Origin of the sequence: Rhodoferax sp. U11-2br (assembly GCF_018619435.1) — a bacterium.
Classification (GTDB): domain Bacteria; phylum Pseudomonadota; class Gammaproteobacteria; order Burkholderiales; family Burkholderiaceae_C; genus Rhodoferax.
On record NZ_JAHFZF010000006.1, the window covers coordinates 52,499 to 74,710 of the forward strand.

Annotated in this window: 21 protein-coding genes; 9 read left to right on the top strand and 12 right to left on the bottom strand. The window is 61.3% G+C overall.

Annotated features, from left to right (window positions below):
• Window positions 1-29 precede the first annotated feature (29 nt).
• Window positions 30-623, bottom strand: a complete 594-nt coding sequence (locus KKO72_RS05675; RefSeq protein ID WP_214936328.1) for a NapC/NirT family cytochrome c — start codon at window positions 621-623, stop codon at window positions 30-32.
• A gap of 164 nt (window positions 624-787) precedes the next feature.
• Between KKO72_RS05675 and soxR the strand changes: the two genes are divergently transcribed.
• Window positions 788-1,243 (top strand): redox-sensitive transcriptional activator SoxR, encoded by a 456-nt coding sequence (gene soxR, locus KKO72_RS05680; protein ID WP_214936330.1) that lies wholly within the window; start codon window positions 788-790, stop codon window positions 1,241-1,243.
• Between the two features lie 57 nt (window positions 1,244-1,300).
• Here the strand turns inward: soxR and KKO72_RS05685 are convergent, their stop codons facing one another.
• From KKO72_RS05685 to KKO72_RS05695, 3 genes are all read right to left on the bottom strand, one after another.
• On the bottom strand, window positions 1,301-1,774 hold the full coding sequence (locus tag KKO72_RS05685; RefSeq protein ID WP_371736828.1) for a hypothetical protein: 474 nt from the start codon (window positions 1,772-1,774) through the stop codon (window positions 1,301-1,303).
• A gap of 87 nt (window positions 1,775-1,861) precedes the next feature.
• Window positions 1,862-2,080 carry a glycine zipper 2TM domain-containing protein gene (locus tag KKO72_RS05690; RefSeq protein WP_078365210.1) on the bottom strand — a complete coding sequence of 73 codons (219 nt, stop codon included), beginning with the start codon at window positions 2,078-2,080 and terminating at the stop codon, window positions 1,862-1,864.
• 94 nt (window positions 2,081-2,174) lie between these two features.
• Window positions 2,175-3,008 carry a helix-turn-helix domain-containing protein gene (locus KKO72_RS05695; protein ID WP_214936332.1) on the bottom strand — a complete coding sequence of 278 codons (834 nt, stop codon included), beginning with the start codon at window positions 3,006-3,008 and terminating at the stop codon, window positions 2,175-2,177.
• Window positions 3,009-3,125: 117 nt separating this feature from the next.
• On the opposite strand from KKO72_RS05695, the gene KKO72_RS05700 reads away from it, so the two are divergent.
• From KKO72_RS05700 to htpG, 5 genes are all read left to right on the top strand, one after another.
• The gene (locus tag KKO72_RS05700) at window positions 3,126-4,061 is read left to right on the top strand and encodes a DMT family transporter (protein WP_214936334.1); all 936 of its coding nucleotides are present in this window, start codon (window positions 3,126-3,128) and stop codon (window positions 4,059-4,061) included.
• 35 nt (window positions 4,062-4,096) lie between these two features.
• Window positions 4,097-4,996 carry a D-amino acid aminotransferase gene (locus KKO72_RS05705; protein WP_214936336.1) on the top strand — a complete coding sequence of 300 codons (900 nt, stop codon included), beginning with the start codon at window positions 4,097-4,099 and terminating at the stop codon, window positions 4,994-4,996.
• A 133-nt stretch (window positions 4,997-5,129) separates the two neighbouring features.
• Complete coding sequence (locus KKO72_RS05710; protein ID WP_214936338.1) at window positions 5,130-6,083, top strand: TAXI family TRAP transporter solute-binding subunit; 954 nt, start codon at window positions 5,130-5,132, stop codon at window positions 6,081-6,083.
• A 76-nt stretch (window positions 6,084-6,159) separates the two neighbouring features.
• Window positions 6,160-8,361, top strand: coding sequence for a TRAP transporter permease (locus tag KKO72_RS05715; protein WP_214936340.1), 2,202 nt, complete (start codon window positions 6,160-6,162; stop codon window positions 8,359-8,361).
• Window positions 8,362-8,616: 255 nt separating this feature from the next.
• Window positions 8,617-10,599, top strand: coding sequence for a molecular chaperone HtpG (gene htpG, locus KKO72_RS05720; protein WP_214936342.1), 1,983 nt, complete (start codon window positions 8,617-8,619; stop codon window positions 10,597-10,599).
• A gap of 153 nt (window positions 10,600-10,752) precedes the next feature.
• Here htpG and cydX read toward each other — a convergent pair whose 3' ends face one another.
• From cydX to KKO72_RS05760, 8 genes are all read right to left on the bottom strand, one after another.
• Window positions 10,753-10,857 (bottom strand): cytochrome bd-I oxidase subunit CydX, encoded by a 105-nt coding sequence (gene cydX / locus KKO72_RS05725; protein WP_214936344.1) that lies wholly within the window; start codon window positions 10,855-10,857, stop codon window positions 10,753-10,755.
• A 24-nt stretch (window positions 10,858-10,881) separates the two neighbouring features.
• On the bottom strand, window positions 10,882-12,018 hold the full coding sequence (cydB, locus tag KKO72_RS05730) for a cytochrome d ubiquinol oxidase subunit II (protein WP_214936345.1): 1,137 nt from the start codon (window positions 12,016-12,018) through the stop codon (window positions 10,882-10,884).
• A gap of 1 nt (window position 12,019) precedes the next feature.
• Entirely contained in the window at window positions 12,020-13,633 is a 1,614-nt protein-coding gene (locus KKO72_RS05735) for a cytochrome ubiquinol oxidase subunit I (RefSeq protein ID WP_214936346.1), read from the bottom strand.
• Window positions 13,630-13,857, bottom strand: coding sequence for a cytochrome oxidase putative small subunit CydP (gene cydP, locus KKO72_RS05740; protein ID WP_214936348.1), 228 nt, complete (start codon window positions 13,855-13,857; stop codon window positions 13,630-13,632). Before cydP ends, KKO72_RS05735 begins: the two co-directional genes overlap by 4 nt.
• A gap of 137 nt (window positions 13,858-13,994) precedes the next feature.
• Complete coding sequence (locus KKO72_RS05745) at window positions 13,995-14,414, bottom strand: DUF2946 domain-containing protein (protein ID WP_214936350.1); 420 nt, start codon at window positions 14,412-14,414, stop codon at window positions 13,995-13,997.
• A gap of 133 nt (window positions 14,415-14,547) precedes the next feature.
• A complete protein-coding gene (locus tag KKO72_RS05750) occupies window positions 14,548-15,282 on the bottom strand; it encodes an amino acid ABC transporter ATP-binding protein (RefSeq protein WP_214936352.1) in 735 nt (244 codons plus the stop codon).
• Window positions 15,283-15,316: 34 nt separating this feature from the next.
• Window positions 15,317-16,576: a M20/M25/M40 family metallo-hydrolase gene (locus KKO72_RS05755; RefSeq protein ID WP_214936354.1), complete on the bottom strand. Its 1,260-nt coding sequence runs from the start codon at window positions 16,574-16,576 to the stop codon at window positions 15,317-15,319.
• Window positions 16,577-16,583: 7 nt separating this feature from the next.
• Window positions 16,584-19,550: an FAD-dependent oxidoreductase gene (locus tag KKO72_RS05760; protein ID WP_214936356.1), complete on the bottom strand. Its 2,967-nt coding sequence runs from the start codon at window positions 19,548-19,550 to the stop codon at window positions 16,584-16,586.
• A gap of 115 nt (window positions 19,551-19,665) precedes the next feature.
• On the opposite strand from KKO72_RS05760, the gene dapA reads away from it, so the two are divergent.
• The 3 genes from dapA to KKO72_RS05775 are packed head-to-tail and all read left to right on the top strand — an operon-like array spanning window position 19,666 to window position 22,201.
• Entirely contained in the window at window positions 19,666-20,559 is an 894-nt protein-coding gene (dapA, locus tag KKO72_RS05765; RefSeq protein WP_214936358.1) for a 4-hydroxy-tetrahydrodipicolinate synthase, read from the top strand.
• A gap of 56 nt (window positions 20,560-20,615) precedes the next feature.
• On the top strand, window positions 20,616-21,440 hold the full coding sequence (locus KKO72_RS05770; RefSeq protein ID WP_214936360.1) for an ABC transporter substrate-binding protein: 825 nt from the start codon (window positions 20,616-20,618) through the stop codon (window positions 21,438-21,440).
• 35 nt (window positions 21,441-21,475) lie between these two features.
• Window positions 21,476-22,201 carry an amino acid ABC transporter permease gene (locus KKO72_RS05775; protein WP_214936362.1) on the top strand — a complete coding sequence of 242 codons (726 nt, stop codon included), beginning with the start codon at window positions 21,476-21,478 and terminating at the stop codon, window positions 22,199-22,201.
• The last annotated feature ends 11 nt before the right edge of the window (window positions 22,202-22,212 follow it).

Here is a 22,212-nt window from a genome sequence, read left to right on the forward strand (position 1 = left end):
GCCATCTGGCGTGATCTGCCTCAGCAGACTCATTCCTCTTCCGGCATGTCCGCTGGCAACTGGTGGGCGATGCCTTTGTGGCAATCGATGCAAGTGCGGCCGTTCTCGCCGATCAAGGTATGCATGGCGACGGCGCGCGGCGTCTGCTTGGCAGTCGCCATGCCAGCCACCTGGTGGCAACTGCGGCACTCGCGCGAGTCGGTTGCCTTCATGCGTGCCCATTCAAGCTGCGCGAGTTCCAGGCGCTTGGCGGCAAACTTCTCGGGAGTGGCAATCGAGCCGCTGACTTTGCCCCACAGCTCCCCAACAGAGAGCAGCTTCTTTTCAAGCTTTGGCAAGAGGGGTTTGGGGATGTGGCAATCGGCGCACTGCGCACGCACGCCGCTGCGGTTGTTGTAGTGTGGACTCTGCTGGTATTCGGCCGTAGCCGTGTGCATTTCGTGGCAGGCGTTGGCGCAAAATTGCGGCGAGCTGGTCACCTCAAAGGCATAGTAAGTGCCACCTAAAAGAACAATGCCAGCGAGGCAACCCACACCGAGCAGCGCCAGCAATGAATAACGCGCAGATAGGCGCGTCAAGGTGGTCACAAAGGTCTTCAGGGAATGCAAAAAGCGGGACGACATGGCGTGCTTTCAGGGCCTTCAAAGGCCGATTGGATGGGTGTTTATCAACGTGTTAATTTAGCAGTTATGCACTTTGATATGGCTCAAGATACTGGCTGCTTCTGTGTCGTCTGATGATGACGAGATAGACTGTAAAACCTCAACTTAACTTGAGGTCAATAGGTGTGACAAAAGAAACTTCCAGCACGCCCCTGCTATCAGTCGGAATCGTGGCAAAACGCAGCGGCGTGGCGATCTCCACCATCCACTTCTACGAGGCCAAGGGGCTGATCACCAGCGTGCGAAACGAGGGCAACCAGCGGCGTTATGCGCCGGTCGTGCTGCGCCACATCGCCGTCATCAAGGTGGCACAGCGCACCGGCATTCCGCTCGAAGTCATCCGCGACGCGTTGAGCCGCTACCCACCCGGCAGCAGACTGAGTGCGACCCAATGGAAAACACTGGCATCTGGATGGCGAGACGACCTGGATGATCGGATCAAGAAGCTGGTGCGCCTGCGCGACGAACTCAATCAGTGCATTGGCTGCGGCTGCTTGTCACTCAAAGACTGTCCCATGCGCAACCCGGGCGACATGCTCGGTGCAAAAGGGCCGGGGGCGCGGATTCTTGAACGTCCCTAACCATGGGTGATGGCATGTGGCCAAACCATCTGGAAAGTGGCCTGGACCAAGCAGCCGCTACACCGGCTTGGCGAATCCACCTTCCACCCAGCGCAGCGCACTGGCCCGGTTGAGCTTGAACGCGGGTGGCACCCGCACCTCAGCCAGCAGTTCATCCAACTCGTCTTTGGCACTCAACAGTGCCGAGGGGTTGTCGTCATCGGGCGTGATGTCCAGGCACACGGTGATGCGCCCGGCGTCATGCGCCACGGTGATGCTCTGGTGCAGTGTGGCGTGCAGCTGCTGTTCGCTGCGGCGCACAAATTCGCGGGCGGTTTTGACCAGGGTGATGAAGGCGCTGCCGTCCAGCGGTTTGGGATTCTTTTTGTCGCGCCCCATGGTCCAGGGGCCAACCAGGGCCGGTTCGGACTGGCCGTCTTGGGTCATGGCCACGGCCCAGCCGTCGTCGTCTTCGTTTTTGATGACCTGGGCGGTCCAGCCATCGCTGCGCCACAGACGGGGTTCTTGGGTTTTGAGGGGTAAGTCAGTCACTGGCAGGCCGTTGTCAAATGAAAACGCTGGCCACAGCCAGCGTTGATGCCAGGATGCTAACCGGGTTGCGGGTGATGCCCGCCTGGGTTACTTGTGTCGGATGGTATTGCCGATGACCCCACCGACTGCCGCGCCCCCCACGGTGCCGACCGAGCTGCCGCCGGTGAGCACCGCACCGGCCACCGCGCCGATGCCCGCGCCAGTGATCACGTTGCGGTCACGGTGTGAGAGGTTGGCACAGCCACCCAGGGCCAGGGTTGAGGCCAGAACCAAGCTTAGAGAGAAGAGTTTGAGTTGGTTTTTCATAGGGGCCGATGTTCATGCAAACGACACCGGCTCCGCGCCCGATATGTATCAACGCGTATCTGCGCCTGGGCGTGCATTTGCATTTGGACACAAGTTACACACCTGGCTTACCCGCAGCAGCGCGCCCACGCGCTGGGGTGTGGGGGCCAACCTTGCGGTATTCGTCAGGCGTCATGCCCATCAGCCTGCGAAACATGCCAATGAACGCCGACGCACTGCCATAACCCAGGTCCAGTGCGATGGACTCCACGGTGTGACCGGCTTGTAACAACGGCATGGCGCTGACCACCCGCAAGCGCTGGCGCCACTCGGCAAAACTCAAACCCAGCTCACGCTGAAAACGTCGCAGCAGCGTGCGTTCGGTGGTGAAAAAAGCACTGGCCAGCTCAGGCAGGCTGCGGTTGTCACCCGGTTGCGCCATCAGCGCGCGTAACACCGGCGCCAGCACCGGGTCGTCCGAGGTGGGCAAATAACTGCCCGCCACCGGTGCCTGCGCGAGCTGGTCCACCAGCACCTGCAGCAGCCGCTCTTGCGCGGGGGTGCGTGGTAACGCAGGTGGGTTCTGGCGCAGTTCGTCCAGCAGTGCACGCACCAACGGGCTGACCGTGAGGGCGCAGGTGGTGGCAGGCAGCGCCGTGGTCAGCTCCCTGGCCACATAAAGGGAGCAATGGCAGGCCTCGCAGCGGTTCAGGCCGACGTGTTCCACATCAGGCGGCAGCCAGATGCCGTACTGCGGCGGCGCCAGGTAGTGGTGATCGGCCAGCTTGACCTCCATCACACCGCTGTACGCATACACAAACTCGCCCCAGGCATGGCGGTGTTTGGGATAGATGGCTTGCGCTGGCATCACCGCGCTGCGAAAGTAAATCGGCGCGGGCAAGGCGTAGGCAAACGGTGGCAGATGCAGGCGCTGGGTGGGTGGTGGCATGGCAGACGTGAGGTTGGTGGATTGGCTGCTGGGTGCTATGACTTGTCTGATTGGCACTATATCCATCAAATCCGTCGCACCTATCATGCAGTTCCTCGTTTTTGTCTGGACCGATTGATGACCACCCGCCATGCGCTTGATACGCGCGCCTCGTCCCTGATGCTGCTGTTGTGCCTGTTGTGGGGCCTGCAGCAGGTGGTGCTCAAAGCCACCGCCCACGAGATTGCGCCGATCATGCAGATTGCCCTGCGCTCGGGCGTGGCGGCGCTGCTGGTGGCGGGGCTGATGTGGTGGCGCAAGGAACCCATGTCGCTCACCAACGGCACCCTGCCCGCCGGTCTGGTGGTGGGGGCCTTGTTTGCGCTGGAGTTTTTGCTGGTGGGTGAGGGCCTGCGCTACACCTCGGCCTCCCACGCGGTGGTGTTTTTGTACACCGCGCCGATTTTTGCGGCGCTGGGCCTGCACCTGAGGTTACCCGCCGAGCGCCTGAGTGCGCTGCAATGGTTGGGCATCAGCCTGGCGTTTGCTGGCATTGTGCTGACCTTTTTTGGCCGCAGCCAGCCAGGCAGCAGCGCGGCCCTGAGCAGCAACATACTGCTGGGGGATGCCCTCTCGCTGCTGGCCGGTATGTCCTGGGCGGCGACCACCGTGGTGGTGCGCTGCTCGCGCCTGGCCTCGGCATCCGCTTCCCAAACCCTGCTGTACCAGCTGGTGGGGGCGTTTGTGTTGCTGATGCTGGCGGCGCTGGCGACAGGGCAAACCGGCATCCACTTCACACCGGTGGTCTGGGCCAGCCTGGTGTTCCACTCAGTCATTGTGTCGTTTGCCAGTTATCTGGCCTGGTTCTGGTTGCTGCGGCATTACCTGGCGACGCGGCTGGGGGTGTTCTCGTTCATGACGCCGCTGTTTGGCATGGCCTTTGGTGTTTGGCTGTTGAACGAGCCGCTGGAAGCCAGTTTTGTGGCCGGTGCGGCGCTGGTGATGGCCGGGGTGATGCTGGTGAGCCTGCGTGGTGCCATCCGCTGGCCAAGTCGGCTGCAAAGCAGGGCTTAAACTGCTGACTCCTTCCTCCAACCCACACCACTGCCATGACAAGTTTGCCCGCGCTGCCCTGTTACCTCAACGGTGAATTCACCACCCTGCCCCACGCCAAGATCAGTGTGATGGACCGAGGCTTCATTTTTGGCGACGGTGTCTACGAGGTGGTTCCGGTCTACAGCGGTAACCTGTTCCGCTTTGAGCAACACATGGCGCGGCTGGAGCGCAGCCTCAAGGAGTTGCGCATCCCGAACCCGTCCACACGGGCACAGTGGGCCGAGATTGCCCATAAATTGATAGCTGACTACGCGCATTCCATCGGGGCTAGCACCGAAAAAGTCGATCAACTGATCTACATCCAGATCACCCGGGGCGTGGCCATGCGTGACCATGTGATGCCAAACAACATCACGCCCACGGTGTTTGTGATGACCAATGTGATGAAACCCGCCACAGAGGAGCAGCGCAGCCAGGGCGTGGCCTGTGTCACTGCCGACGACTTCCGCTGGGAAAAGGCCCACATCAAGGCCACCAGCCTGCTCGGTGCGGTGTTTGCGCGCCAGATCAGTTACGACGTGGGCGCGATTGAGACCGTGATGTTCCGCGACGGTTATCTGAGCGAAGCCGCCGCCTGCAACGTCTGGGTGGTGAAAAACGGCCAGCTGCTGGGCACCCCCAAGGACAACCTGGTGCTCGAAGGCATCCGCTACGGGCTGATTGAAGAGCTCTGTGCACAGCAGGGTATCCCGTTTGAGCTGCGTCGCATCACCCGCGCCGAGGTGCTGGCTGCCGACGAAGTGTTGCTGTCGTCTGCCACCAAAGAGGTGCTGCCGGTGACCCTACTCGACGGTCAACCGGTGGGCAATGGCCAGCCCGGGCCGGTCTATGCACAGCTGTTTGCAGGCTACCAGCAGGCCAAGGCAGCCGCGCTGGCGACGTCTCTGGCATAAAAACTGCTTCAGTACAAGTTCTATAGCAGTGGACGCCGTTTCAACGGTTGTGCACAGCGTAAACTTGTTACGTCGTTGGGCCAGCGGAATTTTCGGCCTGACGCGGTTTTCTAATCTTTAGGAGCTCACACGCATGAAACTGAAATTCCTTGCCGCCGCCGTCCTGGCTTCTGCCGCCCTGGTTGGCACCGCCAGCGCTCAGCAGTTCTTCCGCATTGGTACCGGCGGCACCGCTGGCACCTATTACCCGGTGGGTGGCATGATTGCCAACGCCGTGTCCCAACCTGGCAAGATCATTGCCACCGCCCAAGCCAGCAACGGCTCGCTGGGCAATGTCAACGGCATTGCTGGCGGCGCGATGGAAGCCGGTTTCAGCCAGTCCGATGTGGCCACCTGGGCACAGACCGGCACCGGTATTTTTGAAGGCAAACCCAAGGTCGCGGGCCTGCGCATGATTGCCAACCTGTACCCCGAGAGCATCCATGTGGTGGTCAAGAAGGGCTCTGGCTTCAAGAGCATTGCCGACCTCAAGGGCAAACGTGTGGCGCTGGACGAACCCGGCTCCGGCACCCTGATCAACGCCCGCCTGGTGCTGGCCGCCTATGGCATCAAAGAGGCCGACATCAAACCCGAATACATCAAGCCCAACCAGGCTGGTGACAAGATGAAAGACGGCGCACTGGATGCCTTCTTCTTCACCGGTGGTGCACCAGCGGGCGCGATTGCCGAGCTGGCTTCGGCAGGCTCCGGCATTGAGCTGCTGCCAATCGACGGCCCACAGGCTGACGGCTTGCGCAAATCGAGCAGCTTCTTTGCGGTGGACTCGATCCCGGCCGAGACTTACAAGGGTGTGGCTGCCATCAAGACCCTGGCCGTGGGCGCACAGCTGGTGACCAGTGACAAGGTCGACACCGAAACCGTCTACCAGATCACCAAAGCACTCTACAGCGATGCCGCCCAGAAAACGCTGGCCGCCGGTCACGCCAAAGGCAAGTACATCACCCTGCAAAATGCGGTGCAAGGTGTGGGCATTCCTTACCACCCAGGTGCCGAGAAGTTCTACAAAGAAGCCGGTGTGCTGAAGTAAGCGCCCACCTTGTTGTGATTCCCGACGGGCGGAACACTTCCGCCCGTTGTCGTTTATAGCCAACCAGAAACTTCCCATGAGTGCCATACCCACCGTCCTGCCCGATGACAAACAGCTTCTGGCGCTGGAGGAAAAGTTCGACCCCGAGATGCGCTTTCGCCCCTCGGTGCCCCCCGCCACCCAGCTCATCAAGTGGCTGCTGATTCTTCTGAGCTGCTTTCACTACTACACCGCCGGTTTTGGCCTGCTGCGCGAAACCACCCACCGCGGCGTTCACCTGGCCTTTGTGCTGGCACTGATCTTTTTGGTGTTTGCCGGCAGCAAAAGCGCGGGTGAACGCAAGGTGCACAACAGCCTGGGCACACCCGGCGGCATCCCGCTGTACGACTGGCTGCTGGCCATCGGGGTGGCGCTTGCGGTGCTCTACATCCCCTATACCTTTGAAGACCTGGCGTTTCGGGTCGGCAACCCGGACAACTACGACGTGGTGTTTGGCACCATTTTGTTTGTGGCACTGCTCGAAGCCACACGGCGCAGCATGGGCTGGCCGCTGCCGCTGATTGCGCTGGGCTTCACCTTCTATTCCTTGTTTGGCCAGCATTTCCCAGGCTTGCTGCAGCATGCGGGCTCGAACTGGAGCCAGTTCATCAACCACCAGTACCTGACCAGCCAAGGCATCTATGGTGTGGCGGTGGGCGTGGTGGCCACCTACGTGTTCCACTTTGTGCTGTTTGGCGTGATGGCCACCCGCATCGGGCTGGGCCAGCTGTTTCTGGACATTGCGTCGAGCATTGCCGGGCGTTATGCCGGTGGCCCGGCCAAGGTCAGTGTGTTTGGCTCGGCCATGTTTGGCATGTTGTCGGGCTCCTCGGTGGCCAACGCGGTCACGGTCGGGTCCTTGACCATTCCGGCAATGATCCGGGTGGGCTACAAGCGCGAATTCGCCGGTGCCGTCGAGGCCGCCGCCTCCACCGGTGGCCAGATCACACCACCGGTGCTCGGTGCTGCCGCGTTTTTGATGATCGAATTTTTGGGCCTGCCGTATCAGACCATCATCACCGCCGCCATCATTCCGGCGTTTATGCACTTTTTTGGTGTGTTCATGCAGGTGCACTTTGAGGCCAAACGCTATGGCCTGCGTGGTCTGACCGAGGAAGAAATGCCCAAACTGCGCCAGAGCCTGAAGATGCGCTGGCCTACCCTGATCCCGCTGGTGTTGCTGATCAGCATTTTGGTGAGCGGGCGCACACCGTACCTGGCAGCGTTTGTGGGCATCACCTCCTGCGCCATTGTGGGCCTGACCACCTCGGTGCAAGGCAACACGGGTAAAAACTGGGGCTTGATGGTGCTCTTGCATCTGGCGCTGACGGCGATTGCTTTCACCCATCTGGACGAGATGGTCAAGCTGGGCATTTTTGCGGTGAGTGTGGTGGTGACCGTGGGCCTGATGCGCGGCCTCAAGATCCGTGGCCGCATCGCCCCGGGTGTGCTGGTGGAAGCTTTTGAGACTGGCGCCAAATACGCGCTGGCGGTGGGTGCCGCAGCCGCTACCGTGGGCATCGTCATCGGTGTGGTCACCCTCACCGGTGTGGGCTTCAAGATCAGCTTCATCATCACCGGTGCAGCACAAGCCATTGCCGGTGGTCTGAGCAACATCATCCCGGGCTACCTGATGTCCTTGCCATCGCTGTCGCTGCTGGCCGCATTGGTCATGACAGCGGCGGTCTGTATCCTGATGGGCGCTGGCATCCCGACCACCGCCAACTACATCATCATGGTGACGGTGGCCGCACCCACACTGGTGCAACTCGGTGTGGAGCCGCTGGTGGCGCACTTCTTTGTGTTTTATTACGGTGTGTTAGCCGACATCACACCACCGGTGGCGCTGGCGGCGTATGCGGCGGCGGGTATGGCGGGCAGCGACCCGTTCAAGACCGGCAACACCGCGTTCCGCCTGGGCATTGCCAAGGCACTGGTGCCGTTTGTGTTTGTGTTCTCGCCCTCGCTGATTCTGGTGGCCAAAGGCTTCACCTGGGCCGACTTTGCGATCACCTTCACCGGCTGTGTGCTGGGCATCACCTTCCTGGCCATGGCGTTCTCCAAATACTGCTTGGTGGAAATGAAACGCTGGGAACAGGCGCTGTGTATCGCCGCCGCCTTGCTGATGGTGGCGCCGAGCCTGAGCGCCACCTTGATTGGTGTGGCCATGGTGGTGCCGGTGCTGCTGCGTCAGCTCAAAAGCTGGCGTGCCGTGCAGACCACCGGGCTGGCCACCTAGCCCCAACGCCATAGGCCGCCGCAGCCCGGACCAAGGGCGACTGCGACCTGACGGTGTCTGACGAGCCGTTCGCCCTGAGCCGGTCCCCATTCAAGGACCGACTCGGGACGAGCGGCTCTCGTCCTTGTAGGGCCAGAGAAACAACACACCTGGCCTCTTGAATTCCCGGGATTGACCCCCAGTTACCGGTTCGCTTGCGTACCAGCCGCCCTCGGCTCGCTGGTTTTTTTAATGCTTTGAGAACACCGACAACCCATGAGCAAACAAACCCTTTCCTTCCAGGCCGAAGTCGCCCAGCTGCTGCACCTGGTGACCCACTCGTTGTACTCCAACAAGGAAATTTTCCTGCGCGAGCTGATCTCCAACGCCTCCGACGCCTGTGACAAGCTGCGTTTTGAAGCCATCAACGACAGCGGCCTGTACGAAAACGCGCCCAATCTCGAAGTGCGTGTGTCCTTTGACAAGGACACCAAGACGCTGACCATCACCGACAACGGCATCGGCATGAGCGCCCAGGAAGCCATCGACCACCTGGGCACCATCGCCAAGAGCGGCACCAAAGACTTTGTCTCCAAACTCTCGGGCGACCAGAAGACCGACTCGCAGCTCATCGGCCAGTTTGGCGTGGGCTTCTACTCCGGCTTCATCGTGGCCAACAAGATCACGGTGGAATCGCGCCGCGCTGGCATGAAAGAAACAGAAGGCGTGCGCTGGATCAGCGGTGGCGCCGGTAACTTTGAGGTCGAGACCATCACCCGGCCCGCACGCGGCACCAGCGTGATCCTGCACCTCAATGACGAGGCCCTGGAATACGCCAGCGCCTGGAAGCTCAAGAGTGTCATCAACAAATACTCCGACCACATCAGCCTGCCGATCCTGATGGAAAAGGAAGAGTGGAAAGACGGCGAGCTGATCAACCCGTCGGACGAAAACGGCGGTCGCCAACCCGGCGGCATGGTCAAGACCGGTGAGTGGGAAACCGTCAACAAGGCCAACGCCATCTGGGCGCGTGCCAAGAAAGACATCTCGGCCGACGAGTACAACGAGTTCTACAAACAGATCAGCCACGACCAGGAAGCCCCGCTGGCTTACACCCACAACCGCGTGGAAGGCAGCACCGAATACACCCAGCTGCTCTACATCCCGGGCAAGGCACCGTTTGACCTGTACAACCGCGACAAGTCGGCTGGCGTCAAGCTGTATGTGAAGCGCGTGTTCATCATGGATGACGCCGAAGCACTGCTGCCGACCTACCTGCGTTTTGTCAAGGGTGTGGTCGACTCCTCTGACCTGCCACTGAATGTCAGCCGCGAGCTGCTGCAGGAAAGCCGCGACGTCAAAGCCATCCGCGAAGGCTGTACCAAACGTGTGCTCGGCATGCTTGAAGACCTAGCGAAACACGACAAGTTGCCCGAGGCTTCTGCGGATGGCGTGACCGATGTGTTAAGCGCCGAAGACAAGGCTGAAGCCGAGAAAAACGCTGGCAAATACACCAAGTTCTACAAGGAATTTGGCGCGGTGCTGAAAGAAGGCCTGGGCGAGGACTACAGCAACAAGGACCGCATTGCCAAATTGCTGCGTTTTGCCAGCACCACGTCTGATACGGTGGCGGTCAGTTTTGCCGACTACAAGGCGCGTATGAAAGAGGGCCAGGAAGCCATCTACTACATCACCGCCGACACCCTGGCCGCAGCCAAGAACAGCCCGCAACTCGAAGTGTTCAAGAAAAAAGGCATTGAGGTGCTGTTGATGACCGACCGCGTCGACGAATGGGCACTCAACTACGTCCAGGAATTTGACGGCACCCCGCTGCAAAGCGTGGCCAAGGGCGCGGTTGATCTGGGCAAGCTGCAGGACGAAACTGAGAAAAAGGCCGCCGAGGAAGCCGCCGAAGCCTTCAAGCCACTGCTGGCCAAGCTCAAAGAAGCGCTCAAAGACAAGGCCGAAGACGTGCGCGTGACCACCCGCCTGGTCGACAGCCCGGCCTGCCTGGTGGTGCAAGACCACGGCATGAGCACCCAACTGGCACGCATGCTCAAACAAGCTGGCCAAACCGCTCCCGAGGTCAAGCCGGTGCTGGAAGTGAATGCCGAACACCCGCTGGTGAAAAAGCTCGACGGCTCAGTGCATTTCAACGACCTGGCCCACATCTTGTTCGACCAGGCCCTGCTGGCCGAAGGCGGCCTACCGGAAGACCCGGCTGCTTACGTCAAACGCGTGAATGCCTTGCTGGTGTAAGTTCTAGAGGAAATTGGCCTCTGACCCTTATTCAAAAAGGGCCAGAAGCTATTTAATATGAAGCAGAAAGCCCCGCAGTCGCGCAGACTGGCGGGGCTTTTTACTGGGCTGACAGTCGGTGTTCAACCGCCACCTTAGGTGGCGGCCTGCCGCTTACTCATCTTGCGGGTCCACCCCCTGAGCCTCAAACCACAGGGCGTTGACCACCGCCAGCAGCACCGCCATCGCGATACCCAGAGTCCATGTGAAGTACCACATCTTGTTTTCCTTTACGTTGTTGGTTCAGTAGAGCGATTTGCCGCTGGCTTGGATCTGTGCCACGGTGATCTTGCCGCGCATGAGACGGTACGCCCAGCTGGTGTAGACCAGGATGATGGGTGTCATGACCAATGCCACCCAGAACATGATGTTGAGTGTGCGCTGGCTGGAGACACAGTCCCACACCGTCAGGCTGTGACCCGGGTGGGTGCTGGAGGGCAGCACAAACGGGAAGATCGCCGCACCGGCCGTCAAGATGACACCGGCACAAGCCAGGCCACTGGCGATGAACGCCAGACCCGGTTTGCGCACAAACGCCGCCAGCAACCCCAGCACAATCCCGACATAGGCCAGCACCGTCAGGGCCCAGGTCAGGGGGTAGGCCGCGTAGTTGCCCATCCAGGCGCCTATCTGCAACACCACCGTTTTGCCGACAGGCGACACAGCCTCACCCGGCACCACGGTCGAGGTGATCTGGTAACCCAGCATGTTGGCCACCAGTACCCCACCCAGCGAAAACATCAGCAGCAACACCACACCAGCACCCAGCGCGGCCTGGCGCGAACGCTCGGCCAGCACACCCTCGGTGCGCAATTGCAGGTAGTTCGCGCCATGGAACAGCAGCAGGGTCAGGCTGGCCACCCCACACAGCAAGCTGAACGGGGTGAACAGCGCCCAGAAGCTGCCGGTGTAGACCGGCATCATGTTGTCCTCAAAGTGGAACGGCACACCGGTGATGATGTTGCCGATGGCCACGCCAAACACCAGTGCCGGTACCGCACCGCCAACAAACAGGCCCCAATCCCAGGCGCTGCGCCAGCGCGCGTTGGGCACCTTGCTGCGGTACTCAAACCCCACCGGGCGGAAGAACAAGGCCCACAACACCGCCATCAGTGCAAAGTAGAAGCCCGAGAACGCGGTGGCATACACCAGCGGCCAGGCCGCAAAGATGGCGCCACCGGCGGTGATGAACCAGACCTGGTTGCCCTCCCAATGGGGCCCCACGGTGTTGAGCAACACACGGCGCTCGTCATCGGTTTTGCCAACAAAGGGCAGCAGGGCGCCGACGCCCATGTCGTGCCCGTCCATGATGGAAAAGCCAATCAGCAGCACACACACCAGCAGCCACCAGACCAGTTTCAAAATGGCGTAGTCAAACATCTCAGATCTCCTTGGAAGCGTGCGCGGCGGCGTACACCGGCGTGGCGGAGGCACCGCTGGCGGGTGTGGTTTTCTCCAGCGCGTATTTGCCGGTGCCCAGGCTCGATGGCCCGAGGCGGGCGTACTTGAACATCAGATACAGCTCGGCCACCAGCAGCAGGGTGTAGAAAATCAGGAAACCGGCCAAAGAAAACATGATGTCGCCCGAGGACAGCACCGAGGTGGACAAATGGGTCGGCAACATGCCTTGGACGGTCCAGGGCTGGCGGCCATATTCGGCCACCACCCAGCCCATTTCACAGGCGATCCAGGGCAGCGGAATGCTCCACAGCGCCCACTTAAGCAACCAGGGGCGTGACTCAATGCGGTTACGAACCGAGGACCAGAACGCCACCGCCATCAGCGCCAGCATCAGCCCCGCGATCAGCACCATGATGCGGAACGACCAGAACATCGGCGCGACCCGCGGTATCGCATCGTCCACTGCCCGGGCTTTCATCTCCGGGGTGGCTTGTGACACATCTGCTATGTATTTTTTGAGCAGCAGACCGTAGCCCAGATCGGCTTTGACCGCGGTGAAGCTGGCCAGCTTGTTGGCGTTCTTGGGGTCTTGGCGCAACGCTTCCAGTGCCTTGACCGCGACCACGCCGCGCTCGATGCGTGCCGCAGTGGTCTTCTCAATCTCATCCATGCCGGGAATGGTTTTGTCGACCGTGCGGGTGCCAATCAGGCCCAGCACGTAGGGGATGCGGACCTCGGCATGGGTGGTGCGATTGGCTTCGTCGGGAATGCCAAACAGGGTCAGCCCGGCGGGGGCTGGCTCGGTCTTCCACATGCCTTCCATGGCGGCCATCTTGGCTTGCTGGGTTTCGGCTGCGCTGTAGCCTGACTCGTCACCGAGCACAATCACCGACAGCGCCGAGGCCAGACCAAACGCTGCGGCAATGCGAAACGAACGCAAGGCAAAACCCCGGTCGCGCCCCTTGAGCAAATACCAGCTGCTGACACCCAGCACAAAAATCGAGGCGGTCACATAACCCGCACTGATGGTGTGCACAAACTTGGCCTGGGCCACCGGGTTGAACACCACGTCAAAGAAGTCGGTGAGCTCCATACGCATGGTGACCGGGTTGAAGTCCGAGCCCACCGGGTTTTGCATCCAGGCGTTGGCAATCAGGATCAGCACCGCCGACAGGTTGGAGCCAATCGCCACCAGAAAGGTTACCGCCAGATGCCCAACCTTGCTCAGGCGATCCCAGCCAAAGAAGAACAGGCCAACAAAAGTGGATTCCAGAAAGAAGGCCAACAGCCCTTCAATCGCCAGCGGCGCGCCAAAAATGTCGCCCACGTAATGCGAGTAGTAGGCCCAGTTGGTGCCGAACTGGAACTCCATCGTCAGCCCGGTGGTGACACCCAGGGCAAAGTTGATGCCAAACAACTTGCCCCAGAACTTGGTCATGTCACGGTAGATGGTCTTGCCAGAGAGGACATAAACCGTCTCCATGATGGCCAGCAGGAACGACAGCCCCAGCGTGAGGGGAACGAACAAAAAGTGATAAAGGGCGGTTATCGCGAACTGCAGTCGCGACAGATCCACCACGGATTCAGAGATCATGGTTGGTCCTTGGAAGAGATGGAAGGTGCAGGGGGGCTGGGCAAAGCGATGCGATCGGCCACGCCTGAGGCGGCCTCTGGCGCGGGCAGGCGCTGTGGAAAAAACGCCGCTTTGAGCGAGAACAGCAGAACCAGCTTGAGCGCAATCGCCCACAGCAGTTCACGGCGCAAATAGCTCAGCCGGCGCTGGGTCGGTTGAACCTGGGCAGCAGATGGGTGAGTCATTTTTTTGACCCTCAGATAGGCAACAGAAGAAGGCAAACGTGTTGTGCTGTCCTCAGCCGCAGGAGGCCGAAAACACACAAAGCTTCATCACCCGGCGGCTGGGAGAGGACCCACGGGCGAGCGCTGGCAATGTGGGTTCAGAAGGCCTGCGGTGGTGCCCGTGCCGCAGGTGTCAGCCAGACCAGTTGCTGAGGCAAGGGTGGCGCTGTTGGCGCCGCGCTGTCGACAACCCCCGGCCAGGGCGCCAAGCCACTCACCGTTGGTGGCAGCAGGCCAAACGAGGCGGCATGGGTCAGGCAATAGGGGCAGTGGCCGTCATGGGCACTGTCCTGCGTACCTTCGGGCCGCTGGCTGCTCTGGGCCAGCCACTGGCCGTCGGCGTCCAGCAACACCCAAAGGGAGACCGACACCGAACACACCTCGATCCAGTGACCAACAACGGGGGTGGGTTCGGCCCGGCTCGTGTCCAACGCCAGCGACAGCGTGGGCACAAGCGCATTCAACACAATCGCCCAAATGGCGATCCAGGTTGACAGCAGGCGTTGGTGGGCAAACATGCAGGAAATGAGGCGTGAGCCAGTCTTAATCTACATCAAGGAATTGATGTGACGGCAGTGTACTTAGACCCGGTTTGACACTTGTCAGACAGCAGCCCTCGCGCTCCCGCACTAGCGCGCTTGACCCAAACAATCAGTGCTGCAGGATCTTGGACAAGAACTGTTGCGCCCGGTCGCTGCGGGCTTGCGGGTTGCCAAAAAACTCTTCCTTGGCACAGTCTTCCACAATCGTGCCCTGGTCCATGAAGATCACGCGGTGCGCCACCTTGCGGGCAAAACCCATCTCGTGGGTGACACACATCATGGTCATGCCCTCCCGCGCCAGCTGCACCATCACGTCCAGCACCTCGTTGACCATCTCCGGGTCGAGTGCCGAGGTGGGTTCGTCAAACAACATCGCAATCGGGTCCATCGCCAGAGCGCGCGCAATCGCCACCCGCTGCTGTTGGCCGCCCGAGAGTTGTGCCGGGAATTTGTGAGCATGGGCAACCAAGCCCACACGCTCGAGCAGGCTGGCCGCTTTGGAACGCGCCTCGCCGTCTTCCCTCTTGAGGATTTTGGTTTGTGGCAGGGTCAGGTTCTCGGTGATCGTCAGGTGCGGGAACAGCTCGAAGTGCTGAAACACCATGCCCACGCGGGAACGCAGGGTGTTGAGGTTGACCTTGGGGTCGGTCACCGACATGCCGTCGACCACGATGTCGCCGCGCTGGATCGGCTCCAGCGCGTTGACACACTTGATGAGGGTGGACTTGCCCGAGCCTGAGGGGCCACACACCACCACCACCTCGCCTTTGTGAATCTGGGTGCTGCAGTCGGTCAGCACCTGGAAGTTGCCGTACCACTTGCTCACATTGTTGATGTCAATCATGTTGTCACTTTCTGTGGGTGAAGGGTTGAAGTCGTCAGGCCGCCAGCAGTTCCAGCAACACATTGGCCACGACCTGGGTGGTCAACTGCAGTTCTCGCAGCGGCACGCGTTCATTGGCGCGGTGACCGTTGGCCGCCAGCAAGGTGGCGGGGCCCGCGCCATACATCACGGTCGGGATACCGGCCTCGCAATAGAGCCGTGCGTCGGTGTAGAGCGGCACGCCCACCGGTGTCACCGGTGTGCCCAGCACCGCGCTGCCTTCACGGCAGACCAGTTCGGTCAAAGCCTGGGCGCCCGGCACCGGCTTGAACGGGCGCGCCAGCAAGATTTGTGTGACCTCGGCCGAGATGCCGGGCAATGCTGCTACCGCGTCGGCCACCACCTGCCGCAGTTCGGCCTCCACCTGCTCGGGCACTTCTTCTGGCACGATGCGCCGATCCACCCGCAGGGTCAGGGTGTCGGGCACCACATTGGTGTTGATGCCACCCTTGATCAGCCCAACCACCAGGGTCGGGTGGCTGATGCCTGGGGTGGCAGACGGATGCTCGGCCAAGCTATCGCGGTAGCGGTACAGGGTCGACATCAGCGGCACACAGGCCTCTATCGCGTCATGACCGGTGTCGGGCCAGGCCGCGTGGGCGGATTTGCCACGCAAGGTGATTTCCAGGTGCAAGCAGCCGTTGTGGGCCACCACCACCTGGTGTGAAAACGCGGCAGACAACACATAGTCGGGGTGGGTCAGGCCTTGCTGGAGCAGCCAACCCGGGCCGGTCAACCCACCGGTTTCCTCGTCGTAGGTGAAGTGCAGTTCGACCTGGCCCTGCAAAGCCACACCTTGTTCCTGAGCCAGGTTTTTGAGCGCAGACAGGGCATAGGCGTAGGTGGTGAAGTCGGACTTGGACACCGCCGCGCCCCGGCCATACAACCAGCCATCACGGACCACACCGCTGTAGGGGCTGTCGGTCCAACCCTCGCCGGGGGGCACCACATCACCGTGGGCGTTCAAGGCGATCACCGGGCCGCCGCTGCCAAAAGTCTCACGCACGATCAGGTTGGTCACACTGCGCATGCCATGCTGCTGCGCCTGTTCTACAGGTACCTCGTGATGTTCCACCACAAAACCCATGCTGCTGAGCCACTGGGCGGAGACCAGCGCATGGGGGGTGCAGTCACCGGGTGGGTTGTCGGACGGGCACTGCACCAGGCGCGCCAATGCGTCCACCTGCTGGTCAAAATGTTGTTCAATGAAGCTGCGCATCGCAGCTTTGGCAGAGGTTTTGTCGAGGGTTGTCATACAAGGTTCAGAGGAAACGGGAAAGACTGTAGGGGCGGATGTCAAAGTCGGTGTGACCGTGCACCAGCAACTCGGTGACCAGCTTGGCCACAATCGGCGCCAGGGTGTAACCGTTGGACGTGACGGCGTTGAAAAAGCCCGGCACACCGGGCACCTCGCCCAGGATCGGCGCGCCGTCGATGTTGACATTCATACCGGCCCAGGTACGCAGCACATGCAGGCCGGACAGCGCGGGCAACACCTGGTTGGCGACCCAGAGGTTGCCCTCGATGCTGCTGCGTTCGGTCTGGTTCAGCCGCATCCTGTCGTTGTAGGCGGCGGTCCAGCCGCCACCAATGATCAGGCCACCGGTGGCCGCTTGTTTCATGCTGAGGTGGCGGTCGGCGTGGGCAATCAGATGGCGCACCATGGGCGGCGCCGGTTCTGTCACGATCATCTGCAAGGGTGCGCCCTTGACCGGAATCTTGACACCCAACATGTCCCCCACGGCGCTGGACCAGGCACCGCTGGCATTGACCACGCGGCCCGCGTGGATCACCCCGCGCGAGGTGTACACCGTGAAACCGGCCTGGGCGCCAACTTTCGGCTCGATCCGCTCGACATTGCAACTGCGTAAAAACCGGGCGCCAAATTCAGTTGCACGGCGTGCCACCGCATAGGTTGCGCGCAAGGGGTTGATCTTGCCCTCCATCGGGCACCATTCAGCCCCCAGCAGCTTGGGTGACAGGCTGGGTGACAGGCGACGCAGTTCGCCCCCATCCACCACATGCGCCTCGATGCCATGGCTGCGTTCCAGTGCCACCTTGGCCTGCAGAAAGTCCATGCCTTTGGCGCTGTCAGCCACCATCAGGCCACCGGTGATCTTGACCTCCAGGTCTTCCCCGCAGTCGTCCTGGATCTGCTGCCACAGGCGCACCGACATCGGCCCCAGTGGCAAGGTGGCGGCGGCCGGGCCACCGCCTTGCTGGGCCTTGTCCCCAAAGTCGAAGGACAACAGCTGCACATGCAGGCTGCCCGCATTGGCACCCGAGGCCTGCAGGTTGATGTCGTCTCGCTCGACCACCAGCACGTCTTGCCCGGCCTGGGCCAGGAAGTAGGCCAGATTGGCGCCCAGCACCCCGCCGCCAATCACCAGCACATCGGCTTTTTGCGGTGCCAGCGCTTCGGTTTCTCTGGGGCGTGCCAGATTCGGTGTGATGGCAGGCCGGTGGCCACCCCATTCGGGTTTTTCAAAGGCCAGTACGCCAGCGGGCAGCGGGCGCACCGGTACACGTGGTGCAAAGTACTGTTCCGTCGTGGTGTTGGCACCACGGGTTTCATGCAGTAACCGAGCTGCCACATTGGCGCAGTAGCGCCCCTGGCAGCGGCCCATGCCCAGGCGGGTGTTGCGTTTGATGGCGGCCAGGGTGTCGCGCCCAGCGGCGATCTGGGCGCGCACATCACCAAAGCTGATGTTTTCGCAGCGGCATAGCAGGGTGTCATCCGGCACCTTTGAGAGATCCAGCTCGGGCGCCTGGTAGATGGCCCACAACGCGCGCTGAAAGTCCAGGGCGCGCTGCAGTTGCTGTCGCGTTTGCGCTGGCGCATCGCCGCTGTAGCCCAGTTGGCGGGCAGCGGCGTAACCGGCCAGACTGCCGCGCGCTGCGGCCACCCGCGAGCCACCCATGTCCGCACCATCGCCCACCACCCAAACACCTGGCAGGCTGCTGCGGCCTTCTTCATCGGTGACCGTGGCCAGGTAGCCCAGATGTCGCGCCACAAACCGGTGCTGGCAGCCCAGCATACGGGGCAGCTCGGTGGAGGGGATGAAGCCGTAACCCACACACAGGGCGTCTGCCTCAAAATTGCGTTCACTGCCAGGTACCAACTGCCCTTGGCCATCCAACTGGGCGGCGCATACCGTGTCCAGCCCGCGCTCGGCGTGCCCCCGTGCGCTGGTCACCGTGTGTCCCCACAACACCGGCACACCAAAGCGGCGCAGTGTCGCCAGCGCAAGTGCACCATCGAGCAGCAGGTCTGCACCGGTTCGACCGGCGAGCAATAGCTCACGCCAGTGCCGCAGGCTAGGGCGTGGTGCACTTTCCAGCACCGCCAGCACCTTGGCGCCGCCGCGTACCAACTCCACTGCGAGCTGCAGATTGAGCGGCCCGTTGCCCGCAATCACCACCCGTTGCCCCGGCGCCACACGGTAAGCCCGGGCCAGGGTTTGCCCGGCGCCGGTGGTCATCACGCCCGGCAAGGTCCAGCCGGGAAAGGACACCGGGCGTTCATAGGCACCCGCCGCAATGACCAGCTGTTGGCAGTGGTACACCGTGGCATGCCCATCCACGACCGCCCCTACCTCGGTAGCAGACAGGGCCGCCCACACCTGTGCGCCTTGCTGGATCTCCACCCCGGCGACCAAGACATTGCGGGTCAGACGTAAGCCGTCTGTAAATTGTTTGTCGAGCGCTTGCCCCGCGACCTGGGACGGCGCCAGCGGCTTGTAGAACTGGCCACCGGTCTGGGGCCGCTCGTCCAGCACCGTGACCTTGGCACCACTTTTGCGTGCAGCCAGAGCGGCGGACAAACCGGCTGGCCCGGCACCCACCACCAGCACCTCGACCTGGATCGTGTTGGGCTCTTTCTGCGGTGGTGGTGTGAGTGATCGCGTAGCAGCCTGGCTGGCCAACCCGTCGGGTGCGTTGGGTGCCAAGGCAGCAGTCACCACCTGACCGTCCTGCACCTTGGTCAGGCAGGCGCGTTGACTGCCCAGGCCATCCACGGTCACCAAGCATTCTTGGCAGGCGCCCATGCCGCAGTACAGGCCGCGACGCTGGCCATCACGGGTGTGGCGCAAGCTTCGGATGCCGTGGGCGGCCAGGGCGGCGGCGATGGTTTCCCCTTCCAGCGCCTGCAGCGTCTGGCCGTCATAGGAGAAAAACACCGGGCGACCGGTGCTTTGGATCAGGGGGTGGGTAAGACGCGCCGTCATGGTGGCAAGTTGTCGTGAATTACATCGAAGTTTTGAACGTATACGTATAATACACGTATACTTTGCGAATACAAATTCTTCAAACCTTCTTTTCATTTCACAGAGCGAGCGACCTATGACCTCTTTTCGTGGCACTTACACCGTCCTGATCACGCCCTTCACTGCGGATGGCCTGCATGTGGATGTCCCGGCTTTGAAGCGTCTGGTGAATTGGCAGATTGAGCAAGGCATCCATGGCCTGATTCCTCTGGGCAGCACCGGCGAGTTCCTGTCGATGACCCCCGATGAACGCCAGCTGGTGATTGAAACCTGCATCCAGACCGCCAACAAGCGGGTGCCAGTGCTCATTGGTACCGGCGCGGAATGGACCGACGACTGTGTGCGCCTCAGCAAGGAAGCCCAATCCATGGGTGCGGACGGGGTGATGATCATCCCGCCCTATTACTCTTGCCCGACCGAGGACGAGTTGTTCACCCACTACCGCAAGGTGGGTGAAGCCATCGACATCCCGATCATGCTCTACAACAACCCGGCCACCGCCAATGTCGACCTGACACCCGGCATCGTGGCGCGGCTGTCGCAGATCGACAACTGCAGCTACATCAAAGAGTCCACCCTGGAAGTGACCCGGGTGCGCGACATCATCGACCTGTGTGGTGACCGCATGACGGTGTTTGCCGGCATTCTGGGTTACGAGTCATTCTGGCTGGGTGCCCAGGGTTGGGTGGCGGTGTGTTCCAACCTGATTCCTGCCATGTCAGCCCAGCTGTTTGAACTGGTGGCTGACCAAAAGGACATGGACAAAGCCTTGGCCTTGTACAAAAAGATGTTGCCGATCGTGCGCTGGGTTGGTGGTCACCGTTATGTGGCGGCCTCCAAAGATGCGCTGGGCATGATGGGTTTGCCGGTGGGTACACCCCGTCCTCCACGCCTGCCGCTGCCTGCCACAGATGCGGCCGAGCTGCGCCATGAACTCAACAAGCTCGGTTTGTTGAACAGCATTGCCTGAACCCATTTGTTCCCCCTGCCCTTCCTGTCTTCAACCGCTCCCAAAGGATTTTGACCATGAAATTCGCACTTGCCGCTGTCTCCATCACCACCGCCTTGTTCGCCGCCCATGCACAGGCCGCAGACTGCAAATACCCCGTGCCGGACTCGGCCCTGGTGAAAAAAGGGGTGCTGACCATGTCGGTGAACCCGACCCTGCCACCCATGCAGTTTGTCGACCAGAACGGCGCCCTCAAAGGCATGCGTGTGGAACTCGGTGAAGAGATCGCCAAACGCCTTTGCCTCAAGCCAGAGTATGTGCGTATCGAGTTCTCGGCCATGGTGCCCGGGCTGCAGGCCGGCCGCTGGGACATGATCAACACCGGCATCTTCTACACCGAAGAACGCGCCAAACTGATGCAGATGGTGGTGTACGAAGACCAGGCCATCAGCATCTCCACCGCCAAGGGCAACCCGGGCAAGATCAGCAAGGTGGAAGACCTGTCGGGCAAAACCATTGGTGTTGAACTCGGTGGGTTTGAAGAGAAAAAGACCCGCGAGCTGGACAAACAGCTCACCGACAAGGGGCTGAAGGGCATGAACATCCGCACCTTTGACAACTTTGCGATGTCGTTCCAGTCGCTGCGCGCCGGTCAGGTGGAAGTGGCCCTGTCGATCGACTCGACCGCGACCGAATACCAGAAACGCGGCGACTTTGAACGTGTGCTCTCCGGCCTGTTCCCGACACCGGTGGCACTGGCCCTCAAGAACAAACCGCTGGCTGAGAGCGTGGCCAAGGTGCTCAACGACATGCGGGCCGATGGCAGCTTCCAGAAGCTGTTCAGCAGCTACGGTGTGAAGCCGGCTGACGGCGCCATGGTGGTCAAAGGTCCAGCCAATTAAGCAACGTTGCCAACATTCCCTCTAGGAGACAAGTCATGGGTCAAGGCTGGAGCTGGTCGGGGTTTTTCGACTATCTGTTCAACCCGTTCATCCTGGGGGGGGTGTTTACCACCGTCTGGCTGACGCTGGCGGCCATTGCCGGTGGCCTGGTATTGGGCTGTGGCCTGGCCCTGGCGCGCCTGTCCAAACGGCGCTGGCTCTACGCCCCGGCACATTTCTACATCTGGCTGTTCCGTGGCACACCGTTGATGGTGCAGCTGATCATCATCTACACCGGCCTGCCCCAGCTGGGCCTGAAATTCTCAGTGATCGAGTCGGCGCTGATCGGGCTGATTCTGAACGAGGCCGCCTACCTGGCCGAGATTGTGCGGGGCGGCATCCAGTCGATCCCGGTCGGTCAGACCAATGCCGCCCGGGCCATGGGCTTCACCAGCGCCCAAACCCTGCGTTTCATCATTTTTCCGCAGGCGATGCGCCTGATCGTGCCAACGCTGGGCAACAGCATCAACGGTCTGCTCAAAACAACGTCAGTGACCTCGGTGATTTCCATGGAGGAACTGCTGCGTCGCACCCAGGTGCTGATTCAGGAGCGTTTCATGGTGCTGGAGCTGTTCCTGGTGGCCGCTTTGTATTACCTGTTGCTCACCTCGGCCTGGGACTTTGTGCAACGCCGCATCGAGCGCCACTATGGCCGTGCCTACGGCAATGCCTCTGAGAGCGAGCCGCGCATCCGGGCGGCTGAAGTCATCGAACAACGCTGAACCCTCTTTCC